This window comes from Streptomyces sp. CoH27 (assembly GCF_020181035.1).
Taxonomy (GTDB): domain Bacteria; phylum Actinomycetota; class Actinomycetes; order Streptomycetales; family Streptomycetaceae; genus Streptomyces; species Streptomyces camelliae.
This window is the reverse complement of the sequence record NZ_JAIQYY010000005.1, coordinates 1-13,822: the sequence shown is the minus strand read 5'-3', so window position 1 is coordinate 13,822 and position 13,822 is coordinate 1. Positions and strand designations below refer to the sequence as shown.

Genomic DNA, 13,822 nt, shown 5'->3' with positions numbered 1-13,822 from the left:
GGGGCACCGGTTCCGCTTCTTCCGGGTGGCTCAGCCGCCCAGCGTGCCCCCCGCCGCGGGGGGTGCCTCAGCGACCATCTGGTCCTGGTCGAGATGGATCACGCCGTAGTCGTAGGCGTGGCGCCGGTAGACGACACTCGGCTGCTTCGTCTCGGCGTCGACGAAAAGGTAGAAGTCGTGCCCGACCAGCTCCATCTCGTAGAGGGCCTGGTCGAGGGTCATCGGTGCGGCCACGTGGGTCTTCTCGCGGACGACGAGGGGGCCCTCCCCCTTGACCTCCAGCGAGCCGATCTTCTTCGTCGGTACCCCGTCCGCCTCTTCTTCATGGACGGGCAGACCGTTGCCGTTCAGCGTCGCCACGCCCGGGACGTGGTCGGGGACCTCGGCCGCCGAGATCCGGCGCGGGCCGCGCCGTGAGAAACGCTTGTCGTGCTGCTTGCGCAGCCGGGCGTCCAGCTTCTCCGCCGCCAGGTCGAGTGCCGCGTACGGGTCGCTGGCCGCCGCTTCCGCCCGGATCACCGGACCGCGGGAGCGGAGGGTGATCTCCACTCGGTCACAGCGGTCGGCCTGTCGGGGGTTGGGCTCCTTGGACACCTCGACGTCGAGGCTGATCACCTTGCCATCGAGCTTCTGGATCTTCTCCAGGTTCAGCTTCTCGGCCACGTGCTTGCGGAACCGCTCGGGCACCTCGGTCTTGCGGCCCTTGACGACGATGTCCACGCAGAACTCCGTTCCCGGATCGCTCCGCTCGGTCGGCGGAGCATCTCCCTTTTGCACCAGGTCCGGTGAGCCCCGGACCTCGGACTCGGTGACTTCACCTCCTTCTCCCCCATGGGCAAGATCTCCACCCCATGGGCGCGGGCGATTGCGGAAAACCCGCACCACGGCATTCGGATATGAGAGGTGTGGCCTGCGCCTTTCCTCACAACCGAACATATCTCGCCCGGACGGATGTCGTCACCCTCTACCGCGGCGTACCTCCGTTCAGGTGAATTTCCCCTCTCACTACCTGCAACGATGCAGGTCGGCGGTCAGTTCCTGTTTATTTCGAAAGAATCCCGAGGCGCGGCGACCACCGCCGCACGGAACGCGTACCCGAGGGCCTTCGACACCGTCTTTTCCGGTGCACCATGCACCCACTTCCCGTCGCCCAACCGCGTTCCGCTCCGTCGTTCTTCCCTTCCTTCCCGAGTTACGTCCGCGTACACGGACGTTCTCACTCCGCGTCCCTCCTCCGGACGCGGCAGGGCCGTCTCCCGCAGGGCCCGCGCCGCCTCGGCGAGGCTGGCGCCCGTGGTGATCAGGTCGTCGACGAGCACGATCCGTCCGGCGTCGACCAGCAGCCGGCCACCGCCCGCCGTCACCTCCAGCGCGCCCGAGAGGTTCTCCAGGCGGCGTCGAGCGTCGAGCCCGGCCTGGTCGGCCACCGGCCGCCGCTGGCGCAGCACGGCCGCCACCCGGGCCGGCGTCCCGGTGCGCCGCAGCTCACCGGCCGCCGCGAGCGCCATCCGCCGCACCGGATCGTGTCCTCGCGCCCGCACGGCCCACCGGGCGGAGGGCACGGGGACGAGCACCACGGTCCCGCTGTCCCAGGCGTCACCCGGCCCGCCGTCAGCCCCTCCCGCACCTGGACCGACACCGACCCCGGCACCGCTCCCGCCGAGTCCGGCCCGCACGGCCCCCGCCAAGGCCGCGCCCAGCGCCCCCGCGAGGGGCAGCGCGCCCCGCTCCTTGTGGGCGAGCAGCAACTCCCGTACTTCCGTCGCGTACGGAGCCGCCGCGTACACCACCGGCAGCCCGGCCGGCTCCGGCACCGGCCGCACCCGCCGCGGCGCGCGCCCGTCCAGTGCGGCCCGGCACCGCGGGCAGAGCACCGTACGAGGCGCTCCGCAGCCCGCGCAGTCGGCCGGCAGCACCAGGTCGGTGAGGTCTCGCCACCACCCCCGCATGCCCACCACTGTGCCAACCCCCGAGCCGCCCTGCCACCCCTGTGGACAACGCCCTGTGGATAAGTCGGGGAACCACAGAACGCCGGTAACCCACACGAGTGAACGCAGCCTCAGGAAAGAGGGGGAAGCCGACCGGCGGCGCACCGCTCAGCCTGGATAGACCGGTGCCGTTCCGTCCTTGTCCACCTTCTGCCACTGCGCCCCGGACGGCAGCCGTACGACCCCGTCGTCCTCCGAGTAGGCCACCAGCGGCACCCGCTCGTCCTCGGACGCGGCGATCGCCTTGACGCCGGTGAGCGCGCCGGGCGCCGGACCGTCGAGCGTGGAGCCGTCGACCTGGACGTACCGCATCTGCAGCACGCCGCCCTGTTCCCTGCCGACCGCGAGCAGCCTGCTGTCACCGGCCCACGACAGGGCGCTGACCTGCTCCAGATCCGGGGCGGCGGAGCGCAGTTCGACCACCGAGGTGCCCTGCCCGGTGCCGTCGTCGCGCTGGATCCGGCCGATGAGCAGGGACTGCTTGCCGTCCTTCTCCACGACCAGCGCGATCCGTACCCCGTCGGCCGCCACCCGGGCGTCCTTGATCTGCCCGGCCAGATCCGGGACCGCGACCTCCTGCGCCTTGGCGCTGCCCTGCGCCACGACGTACAGCCGGGAACCGTGCTGGTCGCGGTCGGCCACCCACAGGTCACCGCGGGCGTCCCAGCTCGGCGTCGTCAGCCGGTCGGCCGGGGTGGCGCCCGCGCTGGTCACCAGCGCGTTGCCGAGCGAACTGCCCGACGCCAGCGACGTCACGTACAGCGACTTGCCGGAATCGCCGACCCCGGCCGCGCTGTGCTCGTCCCGCGACACCGCCACCGATTCAAGGCCCTTGTCGCCCTCACCGAACGCACCCGGCACCGGCAGCGCGCCGGTGCCCGTGCTCCCCGTCGGCATCCGCACCAACCGGTGCTTGCCGTCGAGGAAGTACAGGTACTCGGGGTTCTTGGCCGACCCGTGCCAGGCGGCGGACTCGGCGCGCTCCTCGCTCAGATCGCACAGCCGGTGGCCGCCGACGCCCTCCAGCTCGACCGACTGCAGCGTCGGCGCCAGGTTCCGCAGCGTGAACAGCACCTGCGTCGCCATCTCGGTGCACCTGCTCGGCGCGACCTGGGACTCCTTGAGGTTCAACGGCACCGTCAGCTTGTTCTGGTCGTCCGGCGCCAGCCCCGACACGTCCTTCTGCAAGGCCGCACCGGTCGGAAAACTGGACCTGACGACCGGGCCGAGCCAGCTGGTCGGACCGTCCAGCAGCGAGCGGACCATCTGCGTCATCGGGTCCACCTTGCTGCGCACGAACACCGGGTCGGCGACCGCCACCGGCTGTCCCGTCGCCCCGACCGTCGTGTCGGAGGCGAAGTAGTACTTGTCGACCGACGTGTAGTTGCGCTGGAAGTCCGACTTGCCCATGACGACGCCGTCCGGCAGCCCGTCGATGCGCCACTGCCCGGTCTTGGCGCTCCGCGCGAGGTGCACCTTCTTGCTGTAGGAGCCGCCCAGCGGCTGGTAGGCCTGATGCGAGTCCACGGTCGCGACCTGGGTGCCCGCCAGCACACAGGTGACGCCATTGGTCGGATCCGGCTTCCCGATCGGGCGGCAGTCGGGCTCGATGCTCGGCCCGTTCGCGAGGACCGTGGTCGACCGCTCGGGCCGCCACGCGCGCGCGGCCTCGTCCGTCAGGTACTTGCGGGCCGTGTCGTAGTCCGGGTCGTCGCTGGTCAGCGCCTCCAGGAAGCCCTGCATGATCTCGGCCGGCCCGGCGCCCTCGGCCGGCGGCATGGCGAACACCCGTACCCCGGTGTCCTGCCGCGGGGTGGACTCCACGTTCCGCAGATCGCCGTTGTCGGGCATCGAGGCGCACCCCGCCAGCAGGACGACCCCCAAAGCGGCGTACGCCCCCGCGCGCCCGAGTCGCCCCCGGGCGCCCCCCTTGCGGTCAGCGCCCACGAATTGCCTCCCCTGGCTCGGTCGAGTCCTGTGGTGCCGCCGCCGCGTCCGGCCGGGCCGCGTCAGCGCCGGCCGCCGGGCCTGCCGCGGCCCTGTCGTCCGGTTGCCGTGGGCCGCCGGCGGGCCGGGGCACCACGCGCGCGCCGTTGCCGTTGCCGGGCAGGGCGGCCGGGTCGGCGGCCGGGGTGACACCGGCCAGCCGCGGCGCGATCGGCGCGCGTGGCGGCAGCGCGGGCGCCTGGGCGCCGCCCGGCTGCACCGGAACGGTGGCCCGCTTCTCCTCGCCCCCGCGGGGCAGGCCGGCCTCGTCGACGCCGCGGTTGCGACGCGAGTCCTTGGGCTCCAGCGGTATCGGCGAACCCCGCAGCGGCTCGTCGGCGGTCCTCGGCAGCGTCAGCCGGAACTGCGAGCCACCGCCCGGCTCACCCCAGGCCTGCAGCCAGCCGCCGTGCAGCCGCGCGTCCTCCAGGGCGATGGACAGCCCCAGGCCCGTACCACCGGTGGTACGGGCGCGTGCCGGGTCCGCCCGCCAGAAGCGGCTGAAGACGCGCGTCGCCTCGCCCGGCTTGAGTCCGACGCCGTAGTCGCGCACGGCGACGGCCACCGCGCCGCCTGCCGCGGCGAGCTTGACGATGACGTCCTTGCCCTCGCCGTGCTCGACGGCGTTGACCACGAGGTTGCGCAGCACGCGCTCCACCCGGCGGGCGTCCGCCTCGGCGACGACGGGCTGCTGATCGCCGACCACGCGTATGTGCGTGCCCTTGCGCTCCGCGAGCGGCTCGGCACCGCTGACCACCCGCCGGACGACCTCCCTGAGGTCTATCGGCTCGGCCTCCAGCGCCGCCGCGCCCGCGTCGAAACGGCTGATCTCCAGCAGATCCGCGAGCAGCGACTCGAACCGGTCCAGCTGGTCCGCGAGCAGCTCGGCCGACCGCGCGGTCACCGGGTCGAAGTCCTCGCGCGCCTCATGGATGACGTCCGCCGCCATCCTGACCGTGGTCAGCGGTGTGCGCAGCTCGTGCGAGACGTCCGACACGAACCGGCGCTGCATCCGCGACAGATCCTCCAGCTGCTGGATCTTCACCTGGAGGTTCTGCGCCATCTTGTTGAAGGCTTCGCCCAGACGGGCGATGTCGTCCTCGCCGGTGACCTTCATCCGCTCCTGCAGCCGCCCGGCGGACAACCGCTCGGCGATCCCGGCCGCCATCCGTACCGGCGTGACGACCTGGCGCACCACCAGCCAGGCGATGGCACCGAGCAGCACGACGACGAACAGCCCAGCGGTCGCGAGCGTGCCCTTGACCAGGCTCAGGGACTTCTCCTCCTGCGTGAGCGGGAAGAGGTAGTACAGCTCGTACGGTCGCCCGTTGGGGTCGTTGACCTGCTTGCCGATGACCAGCGCCGGCTGCGACTCCTTGCCGTTGGAGTAGACGATCCGGGTGTAGCTCTGCGCGGCCGTCGTACCGCTGTTGACCCGCTCGCGCAGGTCCGCGGGCACGCTGGAGGTCGGGTTGACGTTCCCGGAACCGCGCGGGCTGCGTCCGCCGCCGCTGTCGTCACCGACAGGCAGCGTGACCACGTCGAAGGCGCCCGCGCCGCCGCTGGACAGCGACTCCACGAGATCGCTCATCCACTGGATGACGTTCTGCGACTGCCGCCCGTCCGCTGTCGAGGTGCCGTCAGCCGCGCCGGCCGCCGCGTTCGTCCCCGTGGCGGTCCCGCTCGCCGCCTCGTCCGCCTTCTGCTTGGCCACCGCGAACCCGCCGGTGGCCTGGCTCTGCGAGGCCTTCACCTTCGCGTCCAGCAGGCCGTTGCGCACCTGCCCGATCACGACGAAGCCCAGCAGCAGGACGACACCCAGCGACATCAGCAGAGTCGTGGCGACGACCCGGAGCTGGATGTTGCGCCGCCACAGCCGCATCACCGGCAGCAGCGGACGGCGTACCCAGCGCAGGAACAGCCTGAGGACCGGGCTGCCCTGGACCCCGCCCTGGAGCAGCCCGCCCTCGAAGAGACGCCTGAACCGCGCACCGGCACTCCGGTCGACAGCCCGCCCCGGACGGGCCCCGGACCGGCCGGGAGCCGAAGCGGCGCTGTCCCCGGGCACGTCAGCTCGGTCCGGCCTTGTAACCGACACCACGGACGGTCACCACGATCTCCGGCCGCTCCGGGTCCTTCTCGACCTTGGAACGCAGCCGCTGGACGTGCACATTGACGAGCCGCGTGTCGGCCGCGTGCCGGTACCCCCACACCTGCTCCAGCAGCACCTCACGCGTGAAGACCTGCCACGGCTTGCGCGCGAGCGCGACCAGCAGGTCGAACTCCAGCGGAGTCAGCGCGATCGACTGCCCTTCTCGCTTCACCGAGTGCCCGGCCACATCGATGACCAGGTCACCGATGGTGAGCTGCTCCGGCGCGGGCTCCTCCGACCGCCGCAGCCGCGCCCGGATCCGGGCGACCAGCTCCTTCGGCTTGAACGGCTTGACGATGTAGTCGTCGGCGCCCGACTCCAGGCCCACGACGACATCGACGGTGTCGCTCTTGGCCGTGAGCATCACGATCGGCACCCCGGACTCGGCCCGGATCAGCCGGCACACCTCGATGCCGTCCCGCCCGGGCAGCATCAGGTCGAGCAGCACCAGATCGGGCTTGGTCTCCCGGAAAGCGGCCAGCGCCTTGTCGCCGTCGGCTACGAAAGACGGCTCAAAACCTTCACCACGCAGCACGATGCCGAGCATCTCGGCCAGTGCGGTGTCGTCGTCGACGACAAGGACTCGTCCCTTCATAAACGACATCATCCCATTAGCTAATCGTTACCTGGCGTGACCTCGCACACAGCTCCGCCAGAGCCGCGGCCGTCACGGGTGAAACGGCTCCCTCCTCAGTGACGATCGCCGTCACCAGCTCGGGCGGCGTCACATCGAACGCCGGGTTGTACGCCTGGGTCCCCAGGGGTGCCACCGGAATCCCGCCTCCTGCTCCAGTCACCGGCACCTGGGGTGCTGTGACCTCGGTCACCTCAAAGCCGGGGCGCTGCTCGACCTCGATGGACGCCCCGTCGGGGGTGTCCGTATCGATCGTCGTCATCGGCGCCACCACGATGAACGGCACATGGTGGTACCGCGCCAGCACAGCAAGCGGATAGCTCCCCACCTTGTTCGCCACCGAACCGTCGGCCGCGATCCGATCCGCCCCGATCAGCACCGCGTCCACCTCGCCCGCCGCGAACAGGGAACCTGCCGCGTTGTCGGTGAGCAAGGTGTACGCCATGCCGCTGCGGGCCGCTTCGTACGCCGTCAGGCGAGCACCTTGCAGCAACGGACGCGTTTCGTCCACCCACAGCCGCCGCAGCCGCCCCTCCCGATGCGCCCGGAGGGCCACTGCGAAGGCTGTGCCCTCCCCTCCCGACACCAGCGAACCGGAGTTGCAGTGCGTGAGGATCCGATGTCCGCCACCAGGCAGCAACTCGTCCAGCAGCGCCAGACCATGCGCCGCCATCCGCGCACTGGCCTCGGCGTCCTCCCTGTGCAGCGCCCGCGCGGCGGCCAGCGCCGCCGCGGCCGCCGCGGCGGGATCGCCGGTCTTCGCCAGCGCCGCCTCGTGCGCGGCCTGGGCCCGGCGCACACCGACGGACAGATTCACCGCCGTGGGCCGGGCACCGGCGAGCGCCCCCGCCGCCTCGGCCACGTCGAAGCCCCGCACGGCGGCGAGCGCGACGCCGTACGCCCCGGCAATCCCCAGCAGCGGGGCCCCGCGCACGGCCAACGAACGGATCGCCTCCACCAGCGCCGGCGCGTCCGTACACACCAGCTCGGCCTCCTCGGCCGGGAGCCGTGTCTGATCGAGAAGGACCAGTACCGGCCCTTCGGGTGGCTCCTCCCATCGGATCGCAGGTATTCCGGTCGGCCGCTTGTCCCTGTCGGTTCGCGCCTGCTGATCAGCCATGCGGTCAGTCTGCCCCGGATCCGGCGGACAATTGAAGGCGCCCGGCGCCCACCGCGACAGGTCCCTGGACGACCACCCCATGGCACGATGGCTGCCAACCTGCCGCCGCGACAGCGGATCGGCACCGAGAAGGAGCTTCGATGACAGACACTCCGGGCTGGGCCTCGCCCGGATCCGCCCCGTCGTCCGACGGGCGGGAACCCGGCGCGTCCGGCCCTGCCGAGCCCGCGGACCGCCCTGGCGGCACCGAACCCGCACCGCAACCGGGCACCGACCCGCAGGGGGCAGGCACGAAGTGGTCCACGGAGCAGCCGCCACCCGGCCAGTGGTCCGCGCCCGCCGGTGCCCCCGGCCCGCACCAGACCCCGCCACCCCCACCGCCCGGCCCCGGCTGGGGCGGACAGCAGCACGGCACGCCGGGCCCCGGCGGCTACGGAGGCGGCTACGCAGGCCCACCCGGTGGCTACGCAGGCCCGCCCCCGGGCTACGGCGGCTACGGCACCCCTGGCGGCTACGGAGCCTGGGGCGGCGGCTGGGGCGGCCCCCCGCCCGCGGCCAAGCCCGGTGTCATCCCCCTCCGCCCGCTCGGCGTCGGCGAGATCCTCGACGGCGCCGTCTCCACCATGCGCACCTACTGGCGCACGGTGCTCGGCATCTCGCTGACCGTCGCCCTGGTCATGAACGTCAGCATGGTCCTCCTGCAAGGCTTCGTGCTGAACGACATCACCGTCCAGACCACGCTCAACGACCCCAACGCCGCCAGCCCCTCCGAAGCACTCCACGCCCTGCGCGACACCATGATCGGCACCGGCATCCTCTCGGTGATCCGCACGGCCGCCATGCTCATCGCGACCGCCCTGCTCACCACCATCACCAGCCGGGCCGTCCTCGGCCGACCGGTCACCACCCGGGAGAGCTGGCGCGATGCCCGGCCGCAGATCCTGAAGCTGCTCGGTCTGCTCATCCTGCTGGCCCTGATCTTCATAGGCGTGATCGTCGCCGGCGCACTGCCCGGCCTGCTCATCCTGATCGCCGGCGGCAGCGACAACGCCGGACTGGCCCTCCTCTCCCTGGGCTTCCTCGGCGGCACAGTCGTCGGCCTGTGGCTGCTGGTCCGGTACTACCTGGCCGCCCCCGCCCTGATGCTGGAGCGGCAGGGCATCATCACCTCCCTGAAGCGCTCGGCCAAGCTCGTGCGCGGCTCCTGGTGGCGCATCTTCGGCATCATGCTGCTCACCGTCCTCATCACCCTCATCGTCTCGGCGGTCGTCACCATCCCCTTCACCCTCATCGGCGCCGCCGCGAGCAGTGACGGCATGAACGGCCTGCTCGGCGCCAACGGCGGGCACATCGGCTGGACGACCCTGATCATCCGCGGAATCGGGGCGCTGGTCGGCTCCACGCTCACCCTCCCCATCAGCGCCGGCGTCACCGTGCTCCTCTACATCGACCAGCGCATCCGCCGCGAGGCCCTCGACCTCGAACTGGCCCGCGCCGCCGGTGTCCAGGGCTACAGCACCGGCGCCCCCGGTCCCGTCCCGGGGAGCTGATGCGGTGAGCCTCACGGGGGGAGTTCTCACGACGGCCCCGTCCGGCATCGGCGGCACAGTCGTGCACGGCCTGCTGCGCGCTTCGGACACGGTCGTCCGCGCCGCAGGAGGCTCGGGGAACGAGCCGCCGGTGACCATGCCGCGCGATCCCGCCCGGGAGGCGGCTCGGCGCGAGCTGTCCAAGCGCATGTACCACGAGAACGACCCCGGCCTGTTCCAGCGCGCCCTGAACGCGTTCTGGCGCTGGCTCGACCGGCTGCTCAACTCGGCGGCCTCAGCGACACCCGGCGGCACACTCGGCCTGGTCGTGGTGGTCCTGGTCGTCGTCGCCGTCCTGGCCGCCCTGTGGTGGCGGCTGGGCACCCCGCGCCGCCAACCCGCCTCCGCCGCCGCCCTGTTCGACGACCGCCCCCGCAGCGCCGCCGAACACCGCGCGGCCAGCGAGGCACACGCGGCCCAAGGCCACTGGAACCAGGCCGTCCAGGAACGCATGCGCGCCATCGTCCGCTCTCTGGAGGAACGAGCCCTGCTCGACATCCGCCCCGGCCGCACCGCCGACGAAGCGGCCACCGAAGCCGGCCGCACCCTCCCCGCACATACAGACCGCCTCACAGCCGCGGCACGGGAGTTCGACGACGTCACATACGGCGGGCGCAGTGCGAGCCAGGATTCGTACCAGCGCATCGCCGAACTCGACCGCGACCTGGAACGCACCAGGCCTGTCCTCACCAACAGCAGCAGCAGCACAGCCCACAACACCCGCCAAGAGGCCGTCCAGTGACCGCCCAGGCCACCCTGCCCGCCACCTCCACAGCGCCCACCGCCCGGCAGATATGGACCCGCACGCGAGGCATCACACTCGCCGTCGTCCTGCTTCTCGCGGCAGCCGTCGCCATGGCCGCCGTACGCTCCACGGACCGGCACGGCGCACTCGACCCACGCTCCGCCGACCCCTACGGCAGCCGCGCCGTCGCCCAACTCCTCGCCGACCGGGGCGTTTCCACGCGCGTGGTCACCACACTCGACGAGGCACGCGCCGCCGCCGGCCCGGACACCACCCTGCTGGTCGCCGTCCCCGACCTGCTGACGACCCGACAGCAGGACCGCCTGCACACGGCCACCGCGGCCTCCGGAGGACGCACCGTCCTGCTCGCGGCCGACAGCTGGTCCGTCGAACGGCTCGCCCCCGGGGTCACCGCGGACCCCGCCACCAGTAGCCGCAGCACCCTCTCCCCCCACTGCGCCCTGCCCGAGGCCCGGCGCGCGGGCAGCGCCGACACCGGCGGCATCCGCTACACCACCACCCACCTCGACGCCGACGCCTGCTACCCCAGCGCCCGCCTGGCCACCCTCCTGCGCGTCCCCGCGGCATCCGGGGGCGGCGACACCATCATCCTCGGCGCACCCGACTTCCTCTTCAACAACCGGCTCGACAAGCAGGGCAACGCCTCGCTCGCCATCCAACTCCTCGGCTCCCGCCCCCATTTGATCTGGTACCTCCCCTCACTCGCCGACACCTCGGCCACCAACCGCGACCAGAAGAACTTCCTCGACCTGCTTCCCTCGGGCTGGCTCTGGGGCACACTCCAGCTGTTCATCGCAGCCGCCCTCGCCGCCTTCTGGCGGGCCCGCCGCTTCGGCCCCCTGGTGCCCGAACGACTCCCCGTCGCGATCCGCGCCTCCGAAACCGCCGAAGGCCGCGCCCGCCTCTATCACAAAGCCAACGCCCGCGACCGCGCCGCCGCCGCTCTTCGCTCCGCCACCCGCACCCGGCTCGCCCCCCTCGTCGGCGTCCCCGTCACCCAGGCGCAGACGCCCGAGGCCCTGCTCCCCGCCGTGTCCGCTCACCTGGCCGGCAACGGACAGACCCTGCACTCCCTCCTCTTCGGGCCACCGCCCGGCGACGACGCGGCCCTCATCGCACTGACCGACCAACTCGACGCCCTCGAAAGAGAGGTACGCCGTCCATGATGGACCCGACCACTGACAACGCCAGGACCCCCGGGGACGCGGGCACCGCCCGAGCCTCCCTGGAAGCCCTGCGCGCCGAGATCGCCAAAGCCGTGGTCGGCCAGGACCCCGCCGTGACCGGCCTCGTCGTCGCCCTCCTCTGCCGCGGACACGTCCTCCTCGAAGGAGTCCCAGGAGTCGCCAAAACGCTGCTCGTCCGCGCCCTCGCCTCCGCACTCGAACTCGACACCAAGCGCGTCCAGTTCACCCCCGACCTGATGCCGAGCGACGTCACCGGATCCCTCGTATACGACGCCCGCACCGCCGAGTTCTCCTTCCAGGAAGGCCCGGTCTTCACCAACCTCCTTCTCGCCGACGAGATCAACCGCACCCCGCCCAAGACCCAGTCCTCGCTCCTCGAAGCCATGGAGGAGCGCCAGGTCACGGTCGACGGCACCCCCCGCCCGCTTCCCGAGCCGTTCCTGGTCGCCGCGACACAGAACCCCGTCGAGTACGAGGGCACCTATCCCCTCCCGGAAGCCCAACTGGACCGCTTCCTGCTTAAACTGACGATCCCTCTGCCCTCGCGTCAGGACGAGATCGACGTCCTCACCCGCCACGCCTCCGGCTTCAATCCGCGCGACCTGCGCGCTGCCGGCGTGCGCCCCGTCGCCGGCTCCGCCGACCTCGAAGCGGCCCGCGCCGCCGTCGCCAAGACGACCGTGTCCCCCGAGATCACCGCGTACGTCGTCGACCTCTGCCGCGCCACCCGCGAGTCGCCCTCCCTCATCCTCGGCGTCTCCCCGCGCGGCGCCACTGCCCTCCTCGCCACCTCGCGCGCGTGGGCATGGCTCACGGGCCGCGACTACGTCATCCCCGACGACGTGAAGGCACTCGCGCTGCCCACCCTGCGCCACCGCGTCCAACTGCGCCCCGAGGCCGAGATGGAAGGCGTGACGGCCGACTCCGTCATCAACGCCATCCTCGCCCACGTCCCGGTCCCCCGCTGATGGCACTCACCGGACGCGCCGTCCTCCTCGCGGCCCTCGGCTCCATCCCCGTAGGCATCCTGGAACCCGGCTGGATGGGCATCCTCGCGGTCAACGCCCCCCTGGCCCTGGCCTGCGCCTGCGACTTCGCACTCGCGGCCCCCGTACGACGCCTCGCCCTGACGCGCTCCGGCGACACCTCCACACGCCTCGGCGAGACCGCCGACGTCACCCTCACGATCACCAACCCGACCCGCCGCCCCCTGCGCGCACAACTGCGGGACGCATGGCCGCCGAGCAGCTGGCAGCCCGGCACGGAGATCGAGGCCTCCCGCCACCGTCTGATCATCCCTCCGGGTGAACGCAGGCGCGCGACGACCAGACTGCGCCCGACCCGCCGTGGTGACCGCCAGGCGGATCGCGTCACGATCCGCTCCTACGGACCCCTCGGCCTGTTCTCCCGCCAAGGCGCCCACAAAGTGCCCTGGACTGTACGAGTTCTGCCCCCGTTCACCAGCCGAAAGCATCTCCCGTCGAAACTCGCCCGATTGCGTGAACTCGACGGACGCACCAGCGTGCTGACACGTGGCGAGGGAACCGAGTTCGACAGCCTGCGCGAATACGTTCCCGGCGACGACACGCGCTCGATCGACTGGCGAGCCACCGCCCGGCAGTCCATCGTCGCCGTCCGCACCTGGCGCCCCGAACGCGACCGGCACATCCTGCTGGTTCTCGACACCGGCCGGACCTCAGCCGGCCGCGTGGGCGACGCCCCACGCCTCGACGCCTCCATGGACGCCGCCCTGCTCCTCGCGGCCCTCGCCTCCCGGGCCGGCGACCGCGTGGCCCTCCTGGCCCACGACCGCCGCGTACGTGCCCTCATCCGGGGCGCCTCGGCAGGAGACGTGCTGCCGTCTCTGGTGAACGCGATGGCCCCGCTCGAACCGGAGCTCGTCGAAACCGACGCACACGGTCTCACCGCCACAGCACTCCGTACGGCACCTCGCCGTTCCCTGATCGTCCTGCTCACCACACTCGACGCGGCCCCTGTGGAACAGGGTCTGCTCCCGGTGCTTCCGCAACTCACCCAACGGCACACCGTTCTGGTCGCCTCGGTGGCGGACCCGCACATCGCGCGCATGGCCGAGTCCCGGGGGAACACGGAGGCGGTGTACGAGGCCGCGGCCGCGGCTCAGGCGCAGAGCGAGCGCCGACACACCGCGGAACAGCTTCGCCGTCATGGAGTGACGGTGGTGGATGCGACGCCGGAAGATCTGGCGCCTGCCTTGGCTGACGCGTACCTGGCGCTGAAGGCGGCGGGCCGGCTCTGACACGGGCCTGCTCCGCCGTCGGCACAGAACGTGAGAAAGAAACCCCCTGAAATGCAGAAAGGCCCACGCCATCCGGCGTGGGCCTTTCCCAAGAATTGTTCGGCGGCGTCCTACTCTCCCAC

The 13,822-nt window shown here is 71.9% G+C and carries 11 protein-coding genes; 5 read left to right on the top strand and 6 right to left on the bottom strand.

The window, feature by feature from the left end:
• Window positions 1-30: 30 nt before the first annotated feature.
• The 6 genes from hpf to mtnA form a co-directional block, all read right to left on the bottom strand.
• Window positions 31-720: a ribosome hibernation-promoting factor, HPF/YfiA family gene (hpf, locus tag LE548_RS08935; RefSeq protein ID WP_225096134.1), complete on the bottom strand. Its 690-nt coding sequence runs from the start codon at window positions 718-720 to the stop codon at window positions 31-33.
• A 311-nt stretch (window positions 721-1,031) separates the two neighbouring features.
• Window positions 1,032-1,949 carry a ComF family protein gene (locus LE548_RS08930; protein WP_225096133.1) on the bottom strand — a complete coding sequence of 306 codons (918 nt, stop codon included), beginning with the start codon at window positions 1,947-1,949 and terminating at the stop codon, window positions 1,032-1,034.
• Between the two features lie 147 nt (window positions 1,950-2,096).
• Window positions 2,097-3,935, bottom strand: coding sequence for an LpqB family beta-propeller domain-containing protein (locus LE548_RS08925; RefSeq protein WP_225096132.1), 1,839 nt, complete (start codon window positions 3,933-3,935; stop codon window positions 2,097-2,099).
• A complete protein-coding gene (gene mtrB, locus LE548_RS08920; RefSeq protein ID WP_225096131.1) occupies window positions 3,925-6,042 on the bottom strand; it encodes an MtrAB system histidine kinase MtrB in 2,118 nt (705 codons plus the stop codon). The genes LE548_RS08925 and mtrB overlap by 11 nt, the downstream gene beginning before the upstream one ends.
• Before the next feature lies 1 nt (window position 6,043).
• Window positions 6,044-6,733, bottom strand: a complete 690-nt coding sequence (gene mtrA / locus LE548_RS08915; RefSeq protein ID WP_220784158.1) for a two-component system response regulator MtrA — start codon at window positions 6,731-6,733, stop codon at window positions 6,044-6,046.
• 4 nt (window positions 6,734-6,737) lie between these two features.
• Complete coding sequence (mtnA, locus tag LE548_RS08910) at window positions 6,738-7,880, bottom strand: S-methyl-5-thioribose-1-phosphate isomerase (RefSeq protein WP_225096130.1); 1,143 nt, start codon at window positions 7,878-7,880, stop codon at window positions 6,738-6,740.
• A 140-nt stretch (window positions 7,881-8,020) separates the two neighbouring features.
• Here mtnA and LE548_RS08905 point away from each other — a divergent pair, with 140 nt between their 5' ends.
• From LE548_RS08905 to LE548_RS08885, 5 genes are read left to right on the top strand one after another with little or no spacing between them, the layout of a single operon-like run.
• Window positions 8,021-9,430: a hypothetical protein gene (locus LE548_RS08905; RefSeq protein ID WP_225096129.1), complete on the top strand. Its 1,410-nt coding sequence runs from the start codon at window positions 8,021-8,023 to the stop codon at window positions 9,428-9,430.
• 4 nt (window positions 9,431-9,434) lie between these two features.
• Window positions 9,435-10,211: a DUF4129 domain-containing protein gene (locus LE548_RS08900; RefSeq protein WP_374116042.1), complete on the top strand. Its 777-nt coding sequence runs from the start codon at window positions 9,435-9,437 to the stop codon at window positions 10,209-10,211.
• Entirely contained in the window at window positions 10,208-11,401 is a 1,194-nt protein-coding gene (locus LE548_RS08895) for a DUF4350 domain-containing protein (protein ID WP_225096128.1), read from the top strand. The genes LE548_RS08900 and LE548_RS08895 overlap by 4 nt, the downstream gene beginning before the upstream one ends.
• The gene (locus LE548_RS08890; protein WP_374116041.1) at window positions 11,401-12,390 is read left to right on the top strand and encodes an AAA family ATPase; all 990 of its coding nucleotides are present in this window, start codon (window positions 11,401-11,403) and stop codon (window positions 12,388-12,390) included. The genes LE548_RS08895 and LE548_RS08890 overlap by 1 nt, the downstream gene beginning before the upstream one ends.
• On the top strand, window positions 12,390-13,700 hold the full coding sequence (locus tag LE548_RS08885) for a DUF58 domain-containing protein (RefSeq protein ID WP_225096126.1): 1,311 nt from the start codon (window positions 12,390-12,392) through the stop codon (window positions 13,698-13,700). The genes LE548_RS08890 and LE548_RS08885 overlap by 1 nt, the downstream gene beginning before the upstream one ends.
• The last annotated feature ends 122 nt before the right edge of the window (window positions 13,701-13,822 follow it).